Origin of the sequence: Stutzerimonas azotifigens (genome assembly GCF_013522725.1) — a bacterium.
GTDB classification, from domain to species: domain Bacteria; phylum Pseudomonadota; class Gammaproteobacteria; order Pseudomonadales; family Pseudomonadaceae; genus Stutzerimonas; species Stutzerimonas azotifigens_A.
On record NZ_JAAMRF010000014.1, the window covers coordinates 13,819 to 35,575 of the forward strand.

23 protein-coding genes are annotated in these 21,757 nt (G+C 61.9%); 17 read left to right on the plus strand and 6 right to left on the minus strand.

All coding sequences use genetic code 11. From position 1 onward, the window contains the following. The first annotated feature begins 17 nt into the window (after nucleotides 1-17). The 14 genes from G7026_RS21515 to glmS all read left to right on the plus strand — a co-directional run bounded on the left by G7026_RS21515 (nucleotide 18) and on the right by glmS (nucleotide 13,207). Nucleotides 18-821: a ParA family protein gene (locus tag G7026_RS21515; RefSeq protein WP_181073107.1), complete on the plus strand. Its 804-nt coding sequence runs from the start codon at nucleotides 18-20 to the stop codon at nucleotides 819-821. Between the two features lie 8 nt (nucleotides 822-829). After that, nucleotides 830-1,702, plus strand: a complete 873-nt coding sequence (locus G7026_RS21520) for a ParB/RepB/Spo0J family partition protein (protein ID WP_181073108.1) — start codon at nucleotides 830-832, stop codon at nucleotides 1,700-1,702. A gap of 140 nt (nucleotides 1,703-1,842) precedes the next feature. Next, complete coding sequence (locus tag G7026_RS21525) at nucleotides 1,843-2,241, plus strand: F0F1 ATP synthase subunit I (protein ID WP_308811825.1); 399 nt, start codon at nucleotides 1,843-1,845, stop codon at nucleotides 2,239-2,241. A gap of 14 nt (nucleotides 2,242-2,255) precedes the next feature. After that, complete coding sequence (atpB, locus tag G7026_RS21530) at nucleotides 2,256-3,128, plus strand: F0F1 ATP synthase subunit A (protein WP_181073109.1); 873 nt, start codon at nucleotides 2,256-2,258, stop codon at nucleotides 3,126-3,128. Between the two features lie 73 nt (nucleotides 3,129-3,201). Continuing rightward, nucleotides 3,202-3,429 carry a F0F1 ATP synthase subunit C gene (atpE, locus tag G7026_RS21535; protein ID WP_003290909.1) on the plus strand — a complete coding sequence of 76 codons (228 nt, stop codon included), beginning with the start codon at nucleotides 3,202-3,204 and terminating at the stop codon, nucleotides 3,427-3,429. A 93-nt stretch (nucleotides 3,430-3,522) separates the two neighbouring features. After that, the gene (locus G7026_RS21540) at nucleotides 3,523-3,993 is read left to right on the plus strand and encodes a F0F1 ATP synthase subunit B (RefSeq protein WP_181073110.1); all 471 of its coding nucleotides are present in this window, start codon (nucleotides 3,523-3,525) and stop codon (nucleotides 3,991-3,993) included. 12 nt (nucleotides 3,994-4,005) lie between these two features. Continuing rightward, nucleotides 4,006-4,542: a F0F1 ATP synthase subunit delta gene (locus G7026_RS21545; RefSeq protein WP_181073111.1), complete on the plus strand. Its 537-nt coding sequence runs from the start codon at nucleotides 4,006-4,008 to the stop codon at nucleotides 4,540-4,542. A 15-nt stretch (nucleotides 4,543-4,557) separates the two neighbouring features. Continuing rightward, nucleotides 4,558-6,102 carry a F0F1 ATP synthase subunit alpha gene (gene atpA, locus G7026_RS21550; protein WP_181073112.1) on the plus strand — a complete coding sequence of 515 codons (1,545 nt, stop codon included), beginning with the start codon at nucleotides 4,558-4,560 and terminating at the stop codon, nucleotides 6,100-6,102. Nucleotides 6,103-6,152: 50 nt separating this feature from the next. Beyond that, nucleotides 6,153-7,016: a F0F1 ATP synthase subunit gamma gene (gene atpG / locus G7026_RS21555; protein WP_181073113.1), complete on the plus strand. Its 864-nt coding sequence runs from the start codon at nucleotides 6,153-6,155 to the stop codon at nucleotides 7,014-7,016. 30 nt (nucleotides 7,017-7,046) lie between these two features. Continuing rightward, nucleotides 7,047-8,423 (plus strand): F0F1 ATP synthase subunit beta, encoded by a 1,377-nt coding sequence (atpD, locus tag G7026_RS21560; protein WP_181073114.1) that lies wholly within the window; start codon nucleotides 7,047-7,049, stop codon nucleotides 8,421-8,423. 80 nt (nucleotides 8,424-8,503) lie between these two features. After that, on the plus strand, nucleotides 8,504-8,935 hold the full coding sequence (locus G7026_RS21565) for a F0F1 ATP synthase subunit epsilon (RefSeq protein WP_181073115.1): 432 nt from the start codon (nucleotides 8,504-8,506) through the stop codon (nucleotides 8,933-8,935). 146 nt (nucleotides 8,936-9,081) lie between these two features. Beyond that, nucleotides 9,082-10,449 (plus strand): bifunctional UDP-N-acetylglucosamine diphosphorylase/glucosamine-1-phosphate N-acetyltransferase GlmU, encoded by a 1,368-nt coding sequence (gene glmU / locus G7026_RS21570; RefSeq protein ID WP_181073116.1) that lies wholly within the window; start codon nucleotides 9,082-9,084, stop codon nucleotides 10,447-10,449. Between the two features lie 122 nt (nucleotides 10,450-10,571). Then, the gene (locus G7026_RS21575) at nucleotides 10,572-11,345 is read left to right on the plus strand and encodes a DeoR/GlpR family DNA-binding transcription regulator (RefSeq protein WP_181073117.1); all 774 of its coding nucleotides are present in this window, start codon (nucleotides 10,572-10,574) and stop codon (nucleotides 11,343-11,345) included. Nucleotides 11,346-11,356: 11 nt separating this feature from the next. After that, nucleotides 11,357-13,207, plus strand: a complete 1,851-nt coding sequence (glmS, locus tag G7026_RS21580; protein ID WP_181073118.1) for a glutamine--fructose-6-phosphate transaminase (isomerizing) — start codon at nucleotides 11,357-11,359, stop codon at nucleotides 13,205-13,207. A 103-nt stretch (nucleotides 13,208-13,310) separates the two neighbouring features. On the opposite strand, the gene G7026_RS21585 is transcribed toward glmS, so the two are convergent. Beyond that, nucleotides 13,311-15,254 carry a hybrid sensor histidine kinase/response regulator gene (locus tag G7026_RS21585; protein WP_181073119.1) on the minus strand — a complete coding sequence of 648 codons (1,944 nt, stop codon included), beginning with the start codon at nucleotides 15,252-15,254 and terminating at the stop codon, nucleotides 13,311-13,313. 465 nt (nucleotides 15,255-15,719) lie between these two features. On the opposite strand from G7026_RS21585, the gene G7026_RS21590 reads away from it, so the two are divergent. Next, on the plus strand, nucleotides 15,720-16,127 hold the full coding sequence (locus G7026_RS21590; RefSeq protein WP_181073120.1) for an SMI1/KNR4 family protein: 408 nt from the start codon (nucleotides 15,720-15,722) through the stop codon (nucleotides 16,125-16,127). Nucleotides 16,128-16,133: 6 nt separating this feature from the next. Here G7026_RS21590 and G7026_RS21595 read toward each other — a convergent pair whose 3' ends face one another. After that, nucleotides 16,134-16,841: an RES family NAD+ phosphorylase gene (locus tag G7026_RS21595; protein WP_181073121.1), complete on the minus strand. Its 708-nt coding sequence runs from the start codon at nucleotides 16,839-16,841 to the stop codon at nucleotides 16,134-16,136. Then, nucleotides 16,841-17,251 (minus strand): antitoxin Xre/MbcA/ParS toxin-binding domain-containing protein, encoded by a 411-nt coding sequence (locus tag G7026_RS21600; protein WP_181073122.1) that lies wholly within the window; start codon nucleotides 17,249-17,251, stop codon nucleotides 16,841-16,843. Before G7026_RS21600 ends, G7026_RS21595 begins: the two co-directional genes overlap by 1 nt. 134 nt (nucleotides 17,252-17,385) lie before the next feature. Here G7026_RS21600 and G7026_RS21605 point away from each other — a divergent pair, with 134 nt between their 5' ends. After that, nucleotides 17,386-17,763 carry a DUF3301 domain-containing protein gene (locus G7026_RS21605; RefSeq protein WP_181073147.1) on the plus strand — a complete coding sequence of 126 codons (378 nt, stop codon included), beginning with the start codon at nucleotides 17,386-17,388 and terminating at the stop codon, nucleotides 17,761-17,763. Nucleotides 17,764-17,772: 9 nt separating this feature from the next. On the opposite strand, the gene G7026_RS21610 is transcribed toward G7026_RS21605, so the two are convergent. Continuing rightward, nucleotides 17,773-18,741 (minus strand): CobW family GTP-binding protein, encoded by a 969-nt coding sequence (locus tag G7026_RS21610; protein ID WP_181073123.1) that lies wholly within the window; start codon nucleotides 18,739-18,741, stop codon nucleotides 17,773-17,775. 91 nt (nucleotides 18,742-18,832) lie between these two features. Between G7026_RS21610 and G7026_RS21615 the strand changes: the two genes are divergently transcribed. Continuing rightward, entirely contained in the window at nucleotides 18,833-19,189 is a 357-nt protein-coding gene (locus tag G7026_RS21615) for an NADH:ubiquinone oxidoreductase (protein WP_181073124.1), read from the plus strand. Nucleotides 19,190-19,261: 72 nt separating this feature from the next. Here G7026_RS21615 and G7026_RS21620 read toward each other — a convergent pair whose 3' ends face one another. After that, nucleotides 19,262-19,663, minus strand: coding sequence for a DUF1850 domain-containing protein (locus tag G7026_RS21620; protein ID WP_181073125.1), 402 nt, complete (start codon nucleotides 19,661-19,663; stop codon nucleotides 19,262-19,264). Next, a complete protein-coding gene (locus G7026_RS21625) occupies nucleotides 19,660-21,687 on the minus strand; it encodes a TRAP transporter permease (RefSeq protein ID WP_181073126.1) in 2,028 nt (675 codons plus the stop codon). The genes G7026_RS21620 and G7026_RS21625 overlap by 4 nt, the downstream gene beginning before the upstream one ends. Nucleotides 21,688-21,757: the final 70 nt, after the last annotated feature.

The window sequence follows — 21,757 nt, forward strand, 5'->3', positions numbered from 1 at the left end:
CCGGACAGACGCTGATCATGGCTAAAGTATTTGCCATCGCCAACCAGAAGGGTGGTGTCGCCAAGACCACCACCTGCATCAACCTCGCGGCGTCGCTCGTCGCGACGCGGCGGCGGGTGCTGTTGATCGACCTGGATCCACAGGGCAACGCCACGACCGGCAGCGGTGTGGATAAGTTGAACCTGGAACATTCGATCTACGACGTGCTCATCGGCGAATGCAGCCTCGTCGATGCCATGCAGTTCTCCGAACATGGCGGTTACCAGCTGCTGCCCGCCAACCGTGATCTGACCGCCGCCGAAGTCGCGCTGCTCGATCTGCCCGCCAAGGAACATCGCTTGCGCGAGGCGCTGGCGCCGGTGCGCGAAAACTACGATTACATCCTGATCGATTGTCCGCCCTCGCTGTCGATGCTCACCATCAACGCCCTGGTGGCATCCGACGGGGTGATCATCCCGATGCAGTGCGAATACTACGCACTCGAAGGGCTCACCGACCTGGTCAACTCGATCCAGCGCATCGGTCAGGCACTTAATCCGAGCCTGAAGATCGAAGGCCTGCTGCGCACCATGTACGACCCGCGGAGCAGCCTGACCAACGATGTGTCCGAGCAGTTGCAGGCGCATTTCGGCGATCGCCTCTACGAGACGGTGATCCCGCGCAACGTGCGCCTGGCCGAAGCGCCCAGCCACGGTATGCCGGCACTGGTCTACGACAAACAATCACGCGGCGCGCTGGCGTACCTGGCGCTGGCCAGCGAATTGTCCCGGCGTCAGCGTCGGGGCGCTCGCAGCGCCACGGTGCCTGCGTCTAACGCATAAGGAATTCTATGGCGACCAAAAAACGTGGCCTCGGACGCGGTCTGGATGCGCTGCTCGGCGGCGCCACCGTCACCGCCCTGCAGGAAGAGGCGGTGCAGGCCGATAGCCGCGAGCTGCAGCACCTACCGCTGGATCTGATCCAGCGGGGCAAGTATCAGCCCCGCCGCGACATGGACCCGGGCGCATTGGAGGAACTGGCGCAATCGATCAAGGCCCAGGGTGTCATGCAGCCAATCGTGGTGCGCTCGATCGGTGGCGACCGCTTCGAGATCATCGCAGGCGAACGACGCTGGAGGGCCAGCCAGCTGGCGGGTCTGGAAAAGATCCCGGCGATGGTCCGCGAGGTACCGGACGAAGCCGCGATCGCCATGGCGCTGATCGAGAACATTCAGCGCGAGGACCTTAATCCGGTCGAGGAAGCCATCGCCCTGCAGCGTCTGCAGCAGGAATTTCAGCTTACCCAGCAGCAGGTCGCCGATGCGGTGGGCAAATCGCGGGTTACCGTGAGCAATCTGCTGCGCCTGATTGCTCTACCCGAGGAGATCAAGATCCTGTTGTCGCATGGTGATCTGGAGATGGGGCATGCCCGCGCGTTGCTCGGTTTGCCGGCCGACCAGCAGGTCGAAGGCGCGCGGCATGTTGTCGCACGAGGGCTCACGGTTAGGCAGACCGAGGCGCTCGTCAGGCAGTGGCTCAACAGCAAGGAAAAGCCCAAGGCAGAGCCGAAAAGCGATCCGGATATCACTCGGCTCGAGCAGCGGCTGGCAGAGCGTCTAGGCTCTCCGGTGCAGATCAAGCATGGTCAGAAGGGCAAGGGGCAGCTGGTTATCCGTTACAATTCCCTGGATGAGCTGCAGGGTGTGCTTGCACACATTCGTTGAAACAAAATGTTTTGTAGCTGCGGTCGGAAACAGCTCCCCGACGGTTGAACCGCACCGGGTGCGCTCCTATACTCGCCGCGCTTTTTTGATAGCGAGCAACTATTGCGTTGATGCAGACGCATGGGCAAAACGGGTCGCGAGTGAACATACGTAATCGAACTCCGATCCATCGCCTACCGGTTTTTCGCGTGCTGCGTATCCAGGCGCTGGTGGTGGTTGTCTCGGCGGTACTGTGCGGTGTTTTCTTTGGTATTACCGCAGGCTATTCGGGGTTACTCGGAGGGCTCATCGCCCTGCTGGCAAACCTCTATTTCGCCCACAAGGCCTTTCGCTTTTTTGGCGCGCGTTCAACCAGGGCCATCATCCAGTCCTTCTGGTCGGGTGAGATGGGCAAGCAGATTCTGGCAGCAGCGCTTTTTGCGCTGGTGTTCGTGGGGGTGAAACCGCTTGAGCCGATTGCCTTGTTCGCCGGCTATCTGCTGGTACTAGGCACCGGGGCGAGTGCGCTCCTGCTGATGAAAAACAATCCGAAGCATTGAGCACTGAGGCGTTTATGGCGAGTAGTCCAGCTGAATACATCCAGCATCACCTGCAGAATCTGACCTTCGGTAAGCTGCCCGAGGGCTACGTTCGCGCAGACAACACCGTACTCGACCAGTCCACCTGGACCATTGCCCAGACCGCCGTCGAAGCGCGCGACATGGGCTTCATGGCATTGCATCTGGACACCCTGGGCTGGTCGGCCTTCATGGGTCTGATCTTCATCGGCCTGTTCAGCCTCGCGGCCAAGGGCGCCACCGCAGGTGTACCGGGTCGCCTGCAGAACTTGGTGGAGATGTGCGTCGAGTTCGTCGAAGGCGTAGTCAAAGACACCTTCCACGGCCGTAACCCGGTCATCGCGCCGCTGGCCCTGACCATCTTCGTCTGGGTGTTCCTGATGAACAGCCTGAAGTGGATTCCGGTCGACTACATTCCGGGCCTGGCCCATGCGCTGGGGCTGCCCTACTTCAAGATCGTTCCGACCGCCGACCCGAACGGTACCTTCGGTCTGTCGCTGGGCGTATTCGTTCTGATTCTGTTCTACAGCTTCAAGGTCAAGGGTTTTGGCGGTTTCACCAAGGAACTGGCGTTCACCCCGTTCAACCACTGGTCGCTGATTCCGTTCAACCTGTTCCTCGAAATCCTCGGTCTGCTGACCAAGCCGCTGAGCCTCGCTCTGCGTCTGTTCGGCAACATGTACGCCGGTGAGGTGGTATTCATCCTCATCGCGCTGCTGCCGTTCTACGTGCAGTGGACGTTGAATGTACCCTGGGCGATCTTCCATATTTTGGTGATTCCGCTGCAGGCGTTCATTTTCATGGTACTGACCGTGGTGTATCTGAGCTCGGCACACGAAGACCACAGTCACGCCGAACTCACGCCGTAACGGATGACCGGTTCAACAACACGTTAATCACCCCACATAGAAAAAACCTTAACCTTTGATTCAGGAGCTTTACATGGAACTCGTCTACATCGCCGCCTCCATCATGATCGGTCTGGGTGCCCTGGGCACCGGTATCGGCTTCGCTCTGCTGGGTGGCAAACTGCTGGAATCCACCGCTCGTCAACCCGAGCTGGCTCCCCAGCTGCAAACCAAGACCTTCCTGATGGCCGGTCTGCTCGACGCCGTACCGATGATCGGCGTGGGTATCGCGATGTACCTCATCTTCGTTGTCGCTGGCTAAGCCCTTTCCCGGTTTCAGGCGGGGTCCGGCTGACGGGCCCTGCCGCCAAGGAATGACAAACGCGTCGAACGAGATAGCACGAGGTAAATCGCTGTGAACATTAACTTGACGCTGTTCGGTCAGACGTTCGCCTTCGCTATTTTCGTCTGGTTTTGCATGAAGTTCGTATGGCCGCCGATCACCAAGGCCATGCAGGAACGCCAGAAGAAAATCGCCGAAGGTCTGGATGCCGCAGGCCGTGCGCAACAAGACCTGAAACTGGCTCAAGAGAAGGCATCCCATACCCTTCGCGAGACCCGTGACCAGGCTACCCAGATCCTCGAGCAGGCCAACAAGCAAGCCAACGCCATCGTTGAGGAAGCCAAGCAGCAGGCGCGCGCCGAAGGCGAGCGACTGGTCGCCGGTGCCCGCGCCGAGATCGAGCAGGAAGTGAATCGCGCCAAGGATCAACTGCGCAACCAGGTCGCGGCTCTCGCCGTACTGGGCGCCGAGAAGATCCTGGAGTCCCAGGTGGACGCCAAGGTTCATAACGACCTGGTCGAAAAACTGGCCTCCCAACTCTAAGCGAGGCAAGCGATGATCAATAACCAGACGCTTGCCCGGCCTTACGCCAAGGCCGCTTTCGAGCATGCCAGCGCAGCAGGCCAGACCGAGGCTTGGTCCGGCATGTTGAACCTGGCTGCTGTCGCTGTTGAAGTCCCCGAAGTCGCCGAACTGCTGAAGAATCCGCGCCTGACCAGCGAAAGCAAGGTCAAGGCGGTTATCCAGCTGTTCGGTAACGACATTGATGAAGCGTTTCGCAACTTCGTCGCCACCCTGGGCGAGCATGATCGCCTTGCGGTGCTGCCGACGATCCGCGAGCTTTTCGAGGACCTCAAAGCGCAAGCCGAAAAGACACTCGACGTCGAGGTGCAGACTGCTTACGAGCTGAGCACCACACAACTCCAAACTTTGGCTGCCGCCCTGTCGAAGCGGCTAGATCGTACCGTCAACCCCCAGCAGGTCGTGAACCCTGCGCTGATCGGCGGCGTCGTTATCCGCGCCGGTGATGTGGTTGTCGATGGTTCGGTCCGCGGCAAACTGAGCCAGTTGGCCGAATCGTTGAAATCCTGATTTGAGGGTCATGGCATGCAGCAACTGAATCCTTCTGAGATAAGTGAAATCATCAAGCAGCGCATCGAGAAGTCCGATGTCGCTGCCCAAGCCCGTAACGAAGGCACCGTCGTCAGCGTTTCCGACGGCATCGTGCGCATCTACGGCCTGGCCGATGTGATGTACGGCGAGATGATCGAATTCCCCGGCGGCATCTACGGTATGGCGCTGAACCTGGAGCAGGACTCCGTCGGTGCCGTGGTGCTGGGCAGCTACCTGGGCCTGACCGAAGGTATGAGCGCCAAGTGCACCGGCCGCGTACTGGAAGTTCCAGTAGGTCCGGAACTGCTCGGCCGCGTGGTCGACGCTCTGGGCAACCCGATCGATGGCAAGGGTCCGATCAATGCGTCCGCTACTGACGCGGTCGAAAAGGTCGCCCCTGGCGTGATCTGGCGTAAGTCGGTCGACCAGCCGGTGCAGACCGGTTACAAGTCGGTCGATGCGATGATTCCGGTCGGCCGTGGCCAGCGCGAGCTGATCATTGGTGACCGTCAGATCGGCAAGACCGCCCTGGCTGTCGACGCCATCATCAACCAGCGTACCAGTGGCATCCGCTGCGTCTACGTGGCCATCGGTCAGAAGCAGTCGACCATCGCCAACGTGGTACGCAAGCTCGAAGAGCACGGCGCTCTGTCGAACACCATCGTGGTCGCCGCCAGCGCCTCGGAAGCCGCTGCACTGCAGTACCTGGCACCGTACTCCGGCTGCACCATGGGCGAGTACTTCCGTGACCGCGGGGAAGACGCGCTGATCGTGTATGACGATCTCTCCAAGCAGGCCGTGGCCTACCGCCAGATTTCCCTGCTGCTGCGCCGTCCACCGGGCCGCGAAGCCTACCCGGGCGACGTGTTCTATCTCCACAGCCGTCTGCTCGAGCGCGCTTCGCGCGTTTCCGAAGAGTACGTCGAGAAGTTCACCAACGGCGCCGTGACCGGCAAGACCGGTTCGCTGACCGCACTGCCGCTGATCGAAACCCAGGCCGGTGACGTCTCCGCGTTCGTTCCGACCAACGTGATTTCGATCACTGACGGTCAGATCTTCCTCGAGTCGTCGATGTTCAACGCAGGCATCCGTCCGGCGGTTAACGCTGGTATTTCGGTATCCCGCGTTGGTGGCGCCGCGCAGACCAAGATCATCAAGAAGCTGTCGGGGGGTATCCGTACCGCGCTCGCTCAGTACCGTGAACTGGCGGCCTTCGCCCAGTTCGCCTCGGACCTGGACGAAGCCACCCGCAAGCAGCTCGAGCATGGTCAGCGTGTGACCGAGCTGATGAAGCAGAAGCAGTACGCGCCGATGTCGATTGGCGAGATGGCCGTGTCGCTGTACGCCGCAGAGCGCGGTTTCCTCACCGACGTCGAAGTGGCCAAAGTTGGTGCCTTCGAACAAGCGTTGATCTCCTACTTCCAGCGCGAGCATGCCGCGCTGCTGGCGAAGATCAACGAGAAGGGCGACTTCAACGACGAGATCGACGCAGGCATCAAGGCCGGTATCGAGTCGTTCAAGGCTTCTCAAAGCTGGTAAGCCGCAGCGGACGCCTCCGGGCGTCCGCCTGCTAACGCGATAGGTGTCAAATGGCAGGCGCAAAAGAGATTCGCAGCAAGATTGCGAGCATCAAAAGCACGCAGAAGATCACCAGCGCCATGGAAAAGGTGGCGGTCAGCAAAATGCGCAAGGCACAACTGCGCATGGCTGCCAGCCGTCCCTATGCGGAGCGGATCCGGCAGGTGATTGGCCATCTGGCCAATACCAATCCGGAATACCGCCACCCGTTCATGGTGGAGCGCCCGGTCAAGCGGGTTGGCTATATCGTCGTGTCCACCGATCGTGGTCTGTGCGGCGGCCTGAACATCAACCTGTTCAAGGCGCTGATCAAGAACATGAAGCAATGGCACGACAGCAATGTCGAGGCCGACCTCGGTGTGATCGGTAACAAGGGCGCGAGCTTCTTCCGCAGCTACGGCGGCAACGTCATCGCAGCGATCAGCCATCTGGGCGAAGAACCGTCGATCAACGATCTGATCGGTAGTGTGAAGGTCATGCTGGACGCCTTCAATGAAGGCCGTCTGGATCGTCTGTACCTGGTGTCGAACAAGTTCATCAACACCATGACCCAGCAGCCGAGCGTCGAGCAATTGCTGCCGCTGGCCGCAGGCGACGATCAGACCGCACCCAAAGGTCAGTGGGATTACCTGTACGAACCCGACGCCCAGCAACTGCTGGACGCGCTGCTGGTTCGCTACATCGAGTCCCAGGTCTACCAGGCGGTGGTCGAGAACGGTGCAGCCGAACAGGCAGCTCGGATGATCGCCATGAAGAACGCAACCGACAACGCCGGTGAGCTGATTGGCGACCTGCAACTGGTCTACAACAAGGCCCGTCAGGCTGCGATCACTCAGGAAATTTCGGAAATCGTCGGCGGCGCTGCCGCGGTTTAAGAACGGTTCAAATATTCAGAGGAACCAAACATGAGTAGCGGACGTATCGTTCAAATCATCGGCGCCGTCATCGACGTGGAATTTCCGCGCGATCAGGTACCGAACGTGTATGACGCGCTGAAAGTCATCGGCGCCGAAACCACCCTGGAAGTACAGCAGCAGCTGGGCGACGGCATCGTTCGTTCGATCGCCATGGGTTCGACCGAAGGCCTCAAGCGTGGCCTGGACGTCAGCAACACCGGCGCGGCCATCTCCGTACCGGTCGGCAAGGCGACCCTGGGTCGAATCATGGACGTCCTGGGCAACCCCATCGACGAAGCCGGACCGATCGGCGAAGAAGAGCGCTGGGGCATCCACCGCGCGGCGCCGACCTATGCCGAGCAGGCAGGTGGCAACGAGCTGCTGGAAACCGGCATCAAGGTCATCGACCTGGTTTGCCCGTTCGCCAAGGGCGGTAAAGTCGGTCTGTTCGGTGGTGCCGGTGTCGGCAAGACCGTGAACATGATGGAGCTGATCCGCAACATCGCCATCGAGCACAGCGGTTATTCGGTGTTCGCCGGTGTGGGCGAGCGTACCCGTGAAGGGAACGACTTCTACCACGAAATGAAGGACTCCAACGTTCTCGACAAGGTAGCCCTGGTATACGGCCAGATGAACGAGCCGCCGGGCAACCGCTTGCGCGTCGCGCTGACCGGCCTGACCATGGCCGAGAAGTTCCGTGACGAAGGCCGCGACGTTCTGCTGTTCGTCGACAACATCTACCGTTACACCCTGGCCGGTACCGAAGTGTCCGCACTGCTCGGCCGTATGCCGTCCGCGGTGGGTTATCAGCCGACCCTGGCCGAAGAGATGGGCGTTCTGCAGGAGCGCATCACCTCCACCAAGCAGGGTTCGATCACTTCGATCCAGGCCGTCTACGTTCCTGCGGACGACCTGACCGACCCGTCCCCGGCGACCACCTTCGCCCACCTGGACGCCACCGTCGTTCTGTCGCGCGACATCGCCTCGCTGGGTATCTACCCTGCGGTCGACCCGCTCGATTCGACCTCGCGTCAGCTGGACCCGCTGGTCATCGGCCAGGAGCACTACGACACCGCTCGCGGCGTCCAGTACGTACTGCAGCGCTACAAGGAACTGAAGGACATCATCGCCATCCTGGGTATGGACGAGCTGTCCGAAGCGGACAAGCAGCTGGTATCGCGTGCCCGTAAGATCCAGCGCTTCCTGTCGCAGCCGTTCTTCGTGGCCGAGGTCTTCACCGGTGCACCGGGCAAGTACGTTTCGCTGAAGGAAACCATCCGTGGTTTCGCCGGCATCCTCAACGGTGATTACGATCATCTGCCGGAGCAGGCGTTCTACATGGTCGGTACCATCGACGAAGCCATCGAGAAGGCCAAGAAACTGTAACTGGCGCGCCCGGCGACGGGCGCCGATCAGAATCTCGCCGGGGAAGCCTGGCGAGAGTCTGAACACACCGAGGCATAGGTATGGCTATGACAGTCCATTGCGACATCGTCAGCGCGGAAGAAGAGCTGTTCTCGGGGCTGGTGGAAATGGTGGTTGCCCACGGTCACCTGGGCGACATCGGTATCCTGCCAGGCCACGCGGCGCTGCTGACCGATCTCAAGCCGGGTCCGGTTCGCGTGATCAAGCAGGGTGGCGACGAGGAAGTCTTCTACATCTCCGGCGGCTTCATCGAAGTGCAGCCGAACATGGTGAAGGTTCTCGCCGATACCGCGACACGCGCCAAGGATCTGGACGAGGTTGCCGCGCAAGCTGCCGTCAAGGCGGCCGAGAAGGCGCTGCACGAGAAGGGCGCCGAGTTCGACTACGGTTCGGCTGCTGCGCAGCTGGCCGAAGCCGCAGCTCAGCTGCGTACCGTGCAGCAGATGCGCAAGAAGTTCGGTGGCCGCGGCTGATAGCGGACCGCTGCATCGCGTTGAACGAAAAGGGTAGCCTCGGCTACCCTTTTTGTTTTTCCTCTCCACAGAGGCCCTTGCCCACCGTTGAGCAATCGGCGGTGCTGGCCTAGGCTGCTTTCACGTCTGCTTCAGGATCTTCGTTCATGTCCCTCGATATCGTCATCCTCGCCGCCGGCCAGGGCACGCGCATGCGTTCGGCACTGCCGAAGGTGCTGCATCCCGTCGCCGGCACGTCCATGCTCGGCCATGTCATCGAAACCGCGCGCCAGCTTAATCCACAGGGCATTCATGTGGTGATCGGCCATGGCGCCGAGAAAGTACGCGAGCAGTTGCAGGCAGCGGACCTCAACTTCGTGGTGCAGGCCGAGCAGCTCGGCACCGGCCATGCCGTCGCTCAGGCGCTGCCGTCGCTGAGCGCCTCGCAGGTCTTGATTCTTTACGGCGATGTGCCGCTGATCCAAGAGGAGACCCTGCAGCGACTGTTGCAACAGGTGGCTTCCGACCAGCTGGCCCTGCTTACCGTCGAGCTGGCCGACCCTACCGGCTATGGGCGAATCCTGCGCGACGCAGACGGCCAGGTGATCGCCATCGTCGAGCACAAGGACGCGACGGCCGAACAGCGCGCGGTTCGCGAAGGCAACACCGGCATTCTCGCGGTACCGGGCGAGCGCCTGGGCGACTGGCTGGGGAGGCTGTCCAACAGCAACGCCCAGGGTGAGTACTACCTGACCGATGTGATCGCCATGGCGGTTGCCGATGGGCTGCGGGTGGCCACCGAACAGCCGACGGATGCGATGGAAGTGCAGGGCGCCAATGATCGTGCGCAGCTGTCCGAGCTCGAGCGGCATTTCCAGAAACGCGCGGCTCAGCGATTGATGAGTCAGGGAGTGACGCTGCTCGACCCGGCGCGGTTCGATCTGCGCGGCGAGGCCACGGTAGGACGCGATGTGACCATTGATATCAACGTCATTCTTGAAGGCCGTGTGGTCATCGAGGATGGCGTCAGCATTGGCCCCAACTGTGTGATCCGCGACAGCACGCTGCGCAAGGGCGCGGTAATCAAGGCCAACAGCCATCTGGAAGGCGCCGAGGTCGGAGAGGGTGCCGATTGTGGTCCGTTTGCACGCTTGCGTCCGGGCGCGGTGCTGGAGGCCAGGGCCCACGTCGGCAATTTCGTCGAAGTGAAGAATGCCCGACTGGGCGAAGGCGCCAAGGCCGGCCACCTGAGCTATCTGGGCGACGCGGAAATTGGTGCGCGCAGCAATATCGGCGCTGGCACCATCACTTGCAACTACGATGGCGCCAACAAATGGCGCACCGTATTGGGGGAGGACGTCTTTATCGGCTCCAACAGCGCGCTGGTAGCTCCGGTGAACCTCGGGGATGGCGCGACTACCGGCGCCGGCTCGACGATCACCCGCGACGTTCCGGCCCATACCCTGGCACTCGGCCGCGCACGCCAGGCGTTGATCGAAAACTGGAGCCGTCCGCAGAAGCAGAAGAAGGACTGAGTACTCCAGCGCCGCCTGCCACCAAAGTTGAGGGCATGTTCCGAGATTTTTGTCGGCTGGCTTGCGATAGGCGTGACACTATGTTTTGATTCGCTTTCGTTATCTTTCGAATCGAAACTTAGATGTCCAAACGCAACACACCGCAGCGCCGTCACGCCATCCTTGCCTTGCTCACCGAGCAGGGCGAGGTGAGCGTGGAAGCCTTGTCCAAGCGGTTCGAGACGTCCGAAGTGACGATCCGCAAGGACCTCGCGGCCTTGGAGAAGAACGGCTTGCTGCTACGCCGTTACGGTGGCGCAGTGCCGCTTCCCCAGGAGCTGATCGGCGAGAGCGCCCAGCCATTGTCGCCGTGGAAAGTAGCAATCGCCCGTGCCGCGGTCGGCTGCATTCGCGAGCATGCACGAATCATCGTCGACAGCGGCAGCACTACCGCGGCGATGATCGGTGAGCTGGGGCGCAAGCCCGGCCTGGTGGTCATGACCAATTCCCTTAACGTCGCCAACGCGCTGCGCGACCTGGAACACGAGCCGGTGTTGCTGATGACCGGCGGTACCTGGGACCCGCACTCCGAGTCGTTCCAGGGGCAGGTCGCCGAACAGGTTCTGCGCAGCTACGACTTCGATCAGTTGTTCATCGGTGCCGACGGCATTGACCTGCAGCGAGGCACCACCACCTTCAACGAGCTGCTCGGTCTGTCGCGCGTCATGGCTGAAGTCGCCCGCGAGATCATCGTGCTGGCCGAAGCCGACAAGATCGGCCGCAAGATTCCGAACCTGGAGCTGCCCTGGAGCAGTATCCATACCCTCATCACCGACGAGCGCCTAGACGAACAGGCCCGCGTCGCCATCCAGGAGCGGGGCGTAAAGGTCATTTGCGCCAGCTCCGACAATTCATAGGAGAGCCACCTATGTGCGGCATCGTGGGCGCTATCGCCGAGCGCAATATCATCGCCATCCTTCTCGAAGGCCTCAAGCGTCTCGAATACAGGGGTTACGACAGTGCCGGTTTCGCCGTCATCGACGGCGAGGGCCATTTGCAGCGGCTGCGCCGCCTGGGCAAGGTGGCCGAGCTGGAGCAGGCCCAGCGGCAGGAGCCACTGGCCGGCCGGATGGGGATCGCCCACACGCGCTGGGCCACCCATGGCGCGCCGAGCGAACGCAACGCACACCCGCATTTTTCCGGGAGCGAACTGGCGGTGGTGCACAACGGCATCATCGAAAACCATGAGGCCCTGCGCAAGGCGCTCAAGGCCCAGGGCTACGTGTTCACTTCCGAGACCGACACCGAAGTGATCGTCCATCTGCTGGACCACAAGCTCAAAGCGACAGGCGATCTGACCGACGCGCTCAAGGCCGCGGTCAAGGAGCTGCACGGTGCCTACGGGCTGTCGGTGATCAGCGCCGCCCAGCCGGATCGCCTGCTGGCCGCGCGCAGCGGCAGCCCGTTGGTAATCGGGCTGGGGCTGGGAGAAAACTTCCTGGCCTCCGACCAGCTCGCGCTGCGCCAGGTGACCGACCGCTTCATGTACTTGGAGGAGGGCGATATCGCCGAGATTCGCCGGGACAGCGTGCAGGTCTGGGATACGGCCGGGCAGCCGGTCGAGCGCGAGACGGTGCAGTATCACGAGGGCGCCGAGGCTGCCGACAAAGGGGTCTACCGGCATTTTATGCTCAAGGAGATCCACGAGCAGCCCAGCGTCGTGCAGCGCACCCTGGAAGGTCGCCTGGGTGATGCTCAAGTGCTGGTCGAGGCGTTCGGCCCGCAGGCCGGGGAGCTGTTCGCCCGGGTGCGCAACGTGCAGATCGTCGCCTGCGGAACCAGCTACCACGCCGGCATGGTCGCGCGTTACTGGCTCGAAGAGCTGGCCGGGATTCCCTGCCAGGTCGAGGTGGCCAGCGAGTTTCGCTACCGCCGGGTGGTGGTGCAGCCCGATACGCTGTTCGTGACCATTTCCCAGTCCGGTGAAACCGCCGATACCCTGGCGGCCCTGCGTAACGCCAAGGCGCGCAGCGAAGGGGAGGGGCGCTACCTGGCTAGCCTGGCGATCTGCAACGTGGGCATCAGCTCGCTGGTACGCGAGTCGGATCTGACCCTGTTGACCCAGGCCGGCCCGGAAATCGGCGTCGCCTCCACCAAGGCGTTCACCACTCAGCTGGTGGCGCTGATGCTGCTGACACTGTCGCTCGGACGCAGCCGCGGCACCCTGGCGCAAGGAGTCGAGGCCGAGCTTGTGGCCGAGCTCCGGCGCTTGCCGACCCGCCTGGACGAGGCGCTGGCGATGGACCCGAGCGTGCAGACGATCTCGGAGCATTTCGCCGAGAAACACCACACGCTGTTCCTGGGCCGCGGCGCGCAGTATCCGGTGGCGATGGAAGGGGCGCTCAAGCTCAAGGAAATTTCCTACATCCACGCCGAGGCGTATCCGGCCGGCGAGCTCAAGCACGGCCCGTTGGCCCTGGTCGATGCGGACATGCCAGTGGTGACGGTGGCACCAAACAACGAGCTGGTGGAGAAGCTCAAGTCCAATCTGCAGGAAGTGCGCGCCCGCGGTGGCGAACTCATCGTGTTTTCCGACCGAGAGGTGGGTATCGAAACCGGCGAGGGCACCTATGTGGTGGAGATGCCGCACATCCACGATGCCCTGGCACCGATCCTCTATACCCTGCCGCTGCAACTGCTGTCCTACCACGTGGCGGTGCTGCGCGGCACCGATGTGGATCAGCCGCGCAACCTCGCCAAGTCGGTGACGGTTGAGTAGGGTTCGTCAGGAGTAGGGAAGAGTCAGTTGACCTGCCGGCCAGAGGCGGCGTATTGAATGGGGGTCCGCTTGCCTTACCCAGGCAGCACGGCGAGACAGGCCTCTATCGTTCAGTGCCCCGCGTGGCCTCCGACAGCGCCTTCTTGAGCTGGGCCTGGTCGATGGGTTTGGGCAATCTGGTCAGATAGCTCGGGATTTGCACCTGCGTGTAACCCGACGCCAGAATGATCGGAAGCTTGGGCCATTCGAGGTGAATGGCCTCGGCCAGCTCCGCCCCCGTCATGCGGGGCATGGCGTAATCGGTTATCACAACATCGAACGCCGGCTCGCGGGAAAGTATATCCAGGGCGTCGGGGCCGCTGGCGGCTGTCAGTACGGTGTGCCCGAGTTCCTCGATCATGTCGCAGAAACTGGTCAGTACCAGCGCATCGTCATCTACGAGCAGGACTCTGAGCGTTGGGGTAGAGGTCGCGTCGTTCTTTACGGTGGCCGCCGGTTCGGCGATGTTATGTTCTCCTTCTGCCGTCGCTACAGGAATCCAAAGTTCGACAGAGGTCCCTTCGCCCACCACGCTTCGGATCACGACGGTTCCGCCTAGCTGCTCGATGAGTCCACGCACCATCGCCAGTCCTAGCCCGGTACCTTTGCCGACAACCTTTGTCGTGAAGAACGGATCTGTCGCCTTGCTGAGCACGGATTCGTCCATGCCCGTACCCGTGTCCGTGACTGACAAGCAGACGTACTGTCCAGGTTTCAACGTTATGGGGTCACTGTCGTCCGCGTATTCATTCCTGGCGGCCAGAACGATGCGGCCACCGTCAGGCATCGCATCTCGTGCATTGGTCATCAGATTGAGCAAGGCCAGCTCGAGCTGGTGCAGGTCGGCGATGATGCCCTTCAAGCCCAATGGAAAGTGGGTCTCGATCTGGATCATCGGACCAAGGGTCCGCTGCGCCATGCTGGCCATGCCAGAGATCACATCGGGCACCTCGAGTCGCTCGAGGTTAAGCTCTTGGCTTCGAGCGAAAGCCAGCATGCGCTGGGTGAGCGAAGCTCCTCGCTGAGCGCCCTTAATGGCGTTATCGACCAATCCTGAGAGTCTCGGATTGTCGCTGACATGCTTCGAGACGATGCTCAAGCTACTTAGGATGATCGTGAGCAGGTTGTTGAAGTCGTGGGCGATGCCACCGGTCAGCTGTCCCAGCGCATCCATTTTCTGCGACTGGAACAGCGCCTCACGGGTTTTTTCGAGCGCCTTTTGCGATTCCATGGCAGCGGTGATGTCACGGGTGATCTTGGCAAACCCGATCAATTCCCCGTCCTCGCCGCGTATGGCATCAATGACGACATGCGCGAAGAAGTGGGTACCATCCTTTCGAACTCGCCACCCTTCCTTTTCGAAACGCCCCTCCCGCGCTGCGGTGGCAAGGCCGCGGTCCGGCTCGCCCTGAATCCGATCCTTTTCGGTATAGAACTTGGAAAAGTGACTGCCGATGATGTCCTCTGGAAGGTAACCCTTGATGCGCTGTGCGCCCATGTTCCAATTGGTCACCAGTCCGTCTGGGTCAAGCATGTAGATCGCATAGTCAGTTACGCTCTGAACCAGGAGACGGAACTGCTGCTCGCTTTTTCTGAGTGCTTCCTCGGCGCGCTTGCGTTCGGTCAGGTCCCGGGTGACCTTGGCGAAACCTAGCAAGCCCCCAGAGGGAGACCATATCGGATCGATGATGACGTGGGCCCAAAAACGGCTTCCGTCCTTGCGCACTCGCCATCCTTCGTTCTCGAAGCGGCCCTCCGCTTGTGCAATGGCCAAGGCTCGCTGGGGGAGGCCGTCATTCTTGTCCTCCTCCGCATAGAACGTGGAGAAGTGTCGCCCCAGGATATCGGCCTGCCGGTAGCCCTTGAAACGCTCGGCACCGGGATTCCAGCTACTAACGAACCCTGCCGGGTCAAGCATGTAGATGGCATAGTCGATAACCGCGTCGACCAGCAGCCGATAGCGATCTGCTTCCGAGATGGAGGAGCTGGTGTGTTCAGGGGTTGTCATAGAGTCCTACCGCTGCCGTAGGGAACTATTATTGCACGACCTTGGGAAAAGGCGTGCCCACTACGTAGGCTCTGCGTCTAGCCACCATCCAAGCTAATTTCCAGCGCACTGGCAAAGAGTCGAATGCGACTAACAATTCGTCCAGCATAGACACGTGGCAACCGCTGGCCGATGCCTGTTTTCCGTGGTCCAGCAGCAACGCCGGAAATGTCAGTCATAGTTGTTTTTGATGGTTCGGACGCTGTACCTCAGCATGCTATTTGAACTGCTCAGGCAGCGTTGGGCTAGCCAAAACCCCCTTCAGCCCAACCGGACCTGGCCGATATCTTCACCGTACGGGCCGCCGATTCGCACGTTCGGCGTGTCACACGAGCACGGCGATAGGAGGATCGGTGAAACTGGCCGAAGCTGTCGAACGCCACGGCGAACCGCTGCGCTTGGCAGGACTTTCTTGAGGAGACCATTGTGGAAGAAGTAATCGAACAGCTGCGGGAGCTGAACGACCCGGTTCCGGTACCGTTGGAGCTGCCCGACGACGACGTGCTGGTGGAGATCGAGGAGCAGCTGCTGATCAACCTGCCCTTCGAGCTGCGTGAGTTCCTGCTCAAGGTCAGCGACGTGGTGTACGGTCGCCTGGAGCCGGTCACGGCTACCGATCCCCAGTCCCATACCTATCTGCCGGAAGTCGCGGCCAACGCCTGGGACGACGGCGTACCACGCGACCTGGTGCCGATTTGTCAGGACGGGCGTGACTACTATGTGGTCGACATCGAAGGCCAGGTCACCCTCTGGGATGGCGACGAACTGGCACTGACCGACGAAAGCTGGGATTCGGTCTGGCACTGGGCCCGTGACGTCTGGCTGGAGAGCTGAGCGGGCTCAGCCGATGGTTGCCGCTCGCCTGAGTTCGCCCAGGCAGAGTCGGCGCAGCAGCCGCCCCGGCTCGCGCTCGATATCGACGCAGCCGGCCTGCGGGTCGATGTGGTAGGTCAGGTCGTAGAGTTGTACCGGCTGGCTCAGCGGTGAGGCGCGGAAGGTAGCCAGGCAGTCTCCCTGCCAGCGCGCCGACGGATAGAGCACCCCTGGCAAACCTTCATGGGCCAGGCGCTTGCCAATGGACTGCGGCAGCGCATAGTCGTCCCCGATCAGCGCCGGACAAAGCGTCAGCTTTTCGCGCAGATCCATGAACAGCCCGGCCGCCTGAACCTGCCAGACCTTGCGATAGCGCGTCACGACTCGATCCACGCCCTCGATTTGGCGGAGCATCTGGATCTGGTGGTAGCAGGTCTCGGCCAGGGCAGTGTCTTCATCCAGCGCGCCATACCAGACTCGGTTGGTGCCATCGCCGAAACGGCTGGCGACACTGCGATCGGCTTCGAAGGGATAGCCGATCGCCTCGCTGTAGGCCAGACCTCGTTCGACCACCCCCGGCCCCACCATTCTCACCCGCATCTCCGCCGCATTGGCGATGTCCTGGGCGCGCTCGTCACTGATCAGGTCGTCGAACAGGTTGGCCGAGACGCGCAGCGAGACGATGTTGCGGTAGACCGATGCCGAAAAATCGCAGGTGGTATCGAGCAGACTCATCAACGACCCCGCTGGAAATCAACCAGGCGGGCTACCCGTGCGATGCCCAGCAGTCCGTCTCGGACCATGACTTCAAGGGGCGTGGCGCCATCCAAGGCTCCGTTGCGACGGTGCACCCAGGTAAAGCGCAGCGTCTCGTCTTCGGGAAACAGCAGGCGCAACCCCTTGTGGATGCCCAGCAGGTAGCCGGCGCGGTCGAGCACGTCGCGACTGCCGGGCAACGGCTGCTCGCCGGCGCGATAGCGGGGTAACTGCTTGCGGCTTTTAGGGCTCATGCCGAGCAGCTGCATCTGCAAATCGGTATCGAGCTGCCAGCGATCGAAAAGGGCACCGATCACCCGCGCCAGATCGCGGCGGCCTTCTTCACTGGCCAGCTCGACGTCACTCTGATGCAAGGCGGTGGATAACATTGATGTCTCCTTTAAGTTGCTATATCTACATTGTTAGTAGATATAGCAACTTAATGCAACCGTGACCGCCCAGCGGATTATTGACCGACGCCTAAACCGGTTAAGCTGTGGGACTGATTTTCGAGGGGCAAGAGATGCTCACGCTGGGCAACCTGACGCTGTTTCTGCTGCTGCTCGGCGGCGTGGCCTGGCTGTGGCACGCCCATGGCATCCGAGAGCGCGCCCTGCAGGCGGTTCGGCGGCATTGCGAGAAGATGGATGTCGAGCTGCTCGATGGCAATGTCGCGTTCCGCCGACTGTCGCTGGTGCGCGACCGCAGCGGTCGGCGCCGGCTGGCGCGCACTTATGACTTCGAATTCACCGTGACAGGTGATCAGCGCCACCAAGGCAGCATCATGATGTTCGGCATGCGCGCCGGGCCGATTGAAATGGCAGCGCATCCGTTCGAGGCTCGGGCAGAAACCGCCGGCGAGGTGATTCAGCTCGATGAATGGCGTCGCAGCCGCGAGTGAGCAGACGCGCTAACCTTCCAGACGGCAAGCGGCGAGCGCGTCCATCAACTGTGCCTTCGGCTGGGGCCTATCGAAGATCAGCTCGATTCGGGAATCACGACGCCAGGCGCTGGGGCTGAAGGACGGCTCCTGGCCGACGAGCGCATTGGCCGCGTACCAGCCCTGTTCGGCGTGAATGACCAGCTTCGCTCGTCGCCAGCCGAGTTCATGCAGCCAACGCTGCAGGCGCAACAGGTCGAAACGCTGGCTGGGATGCCAGCGCCAACCGATGCTCCAGCCTTCCGGCTGCTCCTGGACCTGGCAGATCGGCGCGTCAGGGCTGGTCCACAGTGTGCCGGGTTGGGCAGCAGGTACGGCAGGCAGTTCGCCGTCGCCCTCCACCTTGTCCGCTCCTGCGCAGGTCGGCAACTGCGACAGCAACAGCGCGCCCTGTTCGCTCCAGTGAAACGGGCGCGCTGGCAGGCGTTCCAGGACAAGTGTGCGTTCGCGCTCGCTCAGCGCGGCGCTTTTGTTCAACACCAGTAACCCGGCTGCTTCGGCGGCCTGCGCCTGTTCGATCGGTAGCGGATCGCCCGCCGCCAGTGCGCGGGCATCGAGCACCATCAGTGCCGGTTGGATATCCAGAACACCTCGCCAAGGCGCCTCGCGCAACTGGCGCAGCAGCTCGAGTGGGTGCCCAAGTCCGGACGGTTCGATCAGCAGGCGATCCGGCCGGGCCTCGCGCAACAGGCGGATGAGGCCGACTTGGAAGGGCAGGCCATTGACACAGCACAAGCAGCCACCTGCGACTTCCGTCAGGCTGACCCCGGCGGCGTCCTGATGCAGGAGGGCAGCATCGAGGCCGATCAGGCCGAACTCGTTGATCAGTATCGCCCAGCGCTCATCGCTCGGCTTCTGTGCCAACAGCGTGCGGATCAGGCTGGTCTTGCCTGCGCCGAGAGGGCCGGCGATCAGGTGGGTAGGGATATTTTTCAGCATGGCGCTATGGTGCGCATTTCCCATGGTTACCGGAAGCCCTTTGCCGAAGGGCTCATGCTAGAGTCGCCGCGTTTCGATGGGGAGAGCTGTCATGCGTCTATTGTTGTTACCCCTGCTGCTGGCGAGCAGCCAGGTCTGGGCTGAAGCCTGCATCATCCACAGCCAGGGCGAGCGGGTGGACGTCAAACTCTGCCAGGAAAATCGCAGCATTCCGGCCGAGCTATTTCGTACCGGGTTCTGCCAGCCCCAAATACCGGACCAGAAGGTGGAGGTCGAATTCGTCGAGCAATGCCCGGCGGGCGCCTTTGGTATCTGCGAAAACGCCCAGGTGTCCAATATCGCTTACCGTCAGGACATCCACTATTACGGCGTTGATAGTGATGCGCGCTTTCTCAAACCGGCCTGTGAGCAAAACAGCCAGGGCCGATGGCAGGACGCACAGCACTGAGCAGTGCTTCGGCCACAGCCAGCATCCATAGGGGTTTCACGTGGAACGAAGCGCCGCGGACGCGGCAAGGACTCAGGGCTGCTCGGCCGCGGAGGCGTCGCAGCTCCAGAGTTCCAGCGCTGGCCGGTCCGCTTGTGGCGGGCCCAGCCATTCACTCAGTGAATGACAGCGCTGGTCAAAACACACTTGGTAGTCGCCGGCTTCGGGCGTACGCCCGACACGCAGCGGTTGCAACGGCGGTAGCGAGCGTTGGTAGTGCCAGCTGCCATTGCGCAGTTCGGCGCCGTCCGGGATCTCCATACCGGCGCCGGAACCCTTGACCCGCGCTTCACCGAGCAGGAGCCCGTCCGGCGTCACGCGGTAATCTTCTTCCCAGCGGATCTTCTCGATGGTGTGATTCCAGGCCAGGGTGAATTCCGGCACGGGCAGCGACGCCCAGACGCTGCCGGCCAGACCCAGGCACAGTCCTATCACGCCGTGACCGCCTTGTTTGGACGGCTGCGCCAGTAGTGCGCACCAAGCACCAGCGCTCCGAGGGCGAAGCCGATTTCATCGGTGACCGGTAGCGCCATGATCAGCGTCGCACCGCCTGCCGCCGCCAGCAAGCGTTCCCACCAGGTCAGCTTGACTCGAAAGTAGCCGATCGAGGCGATTGCCCAGAGCAAGATAGCCAGGCCCGCTTTGACGATCACGTAGAGCGTCGCGGCCCAGCTGTCGCTCTGAAGCATCAGTGCGGGGGAATAAACGGCCATGAATGGCACGACGAAACCGGCCAGCGCAATCCGGACTGCCCAGAAGCTGATTTTCAGTCCGCGTTCCTTTGCGATCGGCGCAGCGGCGAAGCAGGCCAGCGCGACCGGTGGTGTCAGATCCGCGAGGATGCCGAAATAGAACACGAACATGTGCGAGACGATCAGCGGCACACCCAGCTCCAGCAGGGCAGGCGCGGCGATCGAGCTGGTGATGATGTAGTTGGGGATGGTCGGAATGCCCATACCCAGCACCAGGCAGGTCACCATCGTCAGGACCAGCGAGAGGAACAGGTTGTCCTGGCCGATAGCAAGAATGTAGCCCGCAAAGGTCGAGGCCACGCCGGTCAGCGAGACGACACCAATGATCACGCCGACCAGGGTACAGGCGATGCCCACTGGCACCGCATGGCGAGCGCCTTCGACCAAGGCGTGCAGGCACAGCACCAGCGTTTCCCGGCCACCCTTGATAAACCAGCAGACCGCCACCAGCGCCGCGATCACGCCGAAGATCACGCCGATTCCGAGCTGGAAGAAGCCCGCGCACAGTATCCCCAGCGCGACCCAAAAGGCGATGCGCAAGCCCAGTGCGGAGACCCGGAGAATCACCGCCGACCCGAGAATCACGATCGCGGTCAGCGCCAGGCCGACCATGCCGGAGAACAGCGGTGTACGACCGGAGAACAGAAGGAAGATTAGTACGCCCAGCGGAATCAGCAGGAACCAGCGTTCTTTTACCGCTTTCCAGGCGCTCGGGCACTCGTCCTTGGGCAGTCCTTTGAGGTCAGCGCGCTTGGCTTCGAGGTGTACCATCAGGAAGATCGAACCGAAGTACAGCAGGGCGGGTACCAGTGCGGCCTTGGCGACTTCGATGAAGGGTACGTTGATGGTCTCTGCCATGATGAACGCGACGGCGCCCATCACCGGAGGCATCAACTGGCTGCCCATGCTCGCGGTGGACTCGACGCCCCCGGCGAAGGCTGCCTTGTAGCCGAAGCGTTTCATCAGCGGGATGGTGAACTGACCGGTGGTGACCACGTTGGCCACACCCGAGCCGGTGATGGTGCCCATCAGCGCCGAGGAGACCACCGATACCTTGGCCGGCCCGCCGATCTTGTGGCCGAACAGGCCCATGGCGAAGTCGGTGAACAGCTTGATCATCCCGGCCTGCTCGAGAAAAGCGCCGAACAAAATGAACAGGAAGATGTAGGTGGCCGAGACGTAGGTCGGCGTACCGTAGAAGCCCTCGGTGCCGAAGGCCAGTTGATTGATGATCTGGTCCAGGCCGTAACCACGGTGGGCCAGATCGCCCGGCAGGTATTCGCCGAGCAGCCCGTAGGCCAGGAACAGGCCGCAGATGATCGGCAGGGCGATGCCCATCACCCGGCGCGCCGCTTCGAAGATCAGCACGGTGAGGATCACGCCAATGGCGAAATCGGCCGTGGTCAGGTCACCGGAGCGCTGGATAAGGTCGGCTTCGAAATACCACTGGTACAGCGCGGTCGCCGCGCCGGCCAGACCCAACACCCAGGCCAGCGGTTGCCAGGGGCGATCCTTGCCGACTGCGGGGAAACTCAGATAGACCACCAGCAGCAGGAACCCCACGTGTCCGGCGCGCAGCACCTGGGACGAGAACGGGTGGAAGGCCGCGGTGATGATCTGAAAGATGGAGAACAGCAGCGCCACATAGAACAGCGCTTTCGGCCAATCTGCGGGCGTAGCCGCCAGACCCTGGTTTTGCTCGCTCATGGAAGCAATGCCTCAGTACAACATGCAGGTGCGAAGGTGCGCCGAACCGGTCGCTAGCTAGGTTCGGCGC

Coding starts and splice junctions, on each gene's coding strand:
- atpA (WP_181073112.1), top strand. CDS start 4,558: ATGCAGCAACTGAATCCTTCTGAGATAAGTGAAATCATCAAGCAGCGC.
- atpG (WP_181073113.1), top strand. CDS start 6,153: ATGGCAGGCGCAAAAGAGATTCGCAGCAAGATTGCGAGCATCAAAAGC.
- G7026_RS21600 (WP_181073122.1), bottom strand. CDS start 17,251: ATGTTATCCACCGCCTTGCATCAGAGTGACGTCGAGCTGGCCAGTGAA.
- atpB (WP_181073109.1), top strand. CDS start 2,256: ATGGCGAGTAGTCCAGCTGAATACATCCAGCATCACCTGCAGAATCTG.
- G7026_RS21520 (WP_181073108.1), top strand. CDS start 830: ATGGCGACCAAAAAACGTGGCCTCGGACGCGGTCTGGATGCGCTGCTC.
- atpD (WP_181073114.1), top strand. CDS start 7,047: ATGAGTAGCGGACGTATCGTTCAAATCATCGGCGCCGTCATCGACGTG.
- G7026_RS21515 (WP_181073107.1), top strand. CDS start 18: ATGGCTAAAGTATTTGCCATCGCCAACCAGAAGGGTGGTGTCGCCAAG.
- G7026_RS21625 (WP_181073126.1), bottom strand. CDS start 21,687: ATGAGCGAGCAAAACCAGGGTCTGGCGGCTACGCCCGCAGATTGGCCG.
- G7026_RS21545 (WP_181073111.1), top strand. CDS start 4,006: ATGATCAATAACCAGACGCTTGCCCGGCCTTACGCCAAGGCCGCTTTC.
- G7026_RS21605 (WP_181073147.1), top strand. CDS start 17,386: ATGCTCACGCTGGGCAACCTGACGCTGTTTCTGCTGCTGCTCGGCGGC.
- G7026_RS21615 (WP_181073124.1), top strand. CDS start 18,833: ATGCGTCTATTGTTGTTACCCCTGCTGCTGGCGAGCAGCCAGGTCTGG.
- glmS (WP_181073118.1), top strand. CDS start 11,357: ATGTGCGGCATCGTGGGCGCTATCGCCGAGCGCAATATCATCGCCATC.
- glmU (WP_181073116.1), top strand. CDS start 9,082: ATGTCCCTCGATATCGTCATCCTCGCCGCCGGCCAGGGCACGCGCATG.
- G7026_RS21610 (WP_181073123.1), bottom strand. CDS start 18,741: ATGCTGAAAAATATCCCTACCCACCTGATCGCCGGCCCTCTCGGCGCA.
- G7026_RS21565 (WP_181073115.1), top strand. CDS start 8,504: ATGGCTATGACAGTCCATTGCGACATCGTCAGCGCGGAAGAAGAGCTG.
- G7026_RS21585 (WP_181073119.1), bottom strand. CDS start 15,254: ATGACAACCCCTGAACACACCAGCTCCTCCATCTCGGAAGCAGATCGC.
- G7026_RS21575 (WP_181073117.1), top strand. CDS start 10,572: ATGTCCAAACGCAACACACCGCAGCGCCGTCACGCCATCCTTGCCTTG.
- G7026_RS21595 (WP_181073121.1), bottom strand. CDS start 16,841: ATGAGTCTGCTCGATACCACCTGCGATTTTTCGGCATCGGTCTACCGC.
- atpE (WP_003290909.1), top strand. CDS start 3,202: ATGGAACTCGTCTACATCGCCGCCTCCATCATGATCGGTCTGGGTGCC.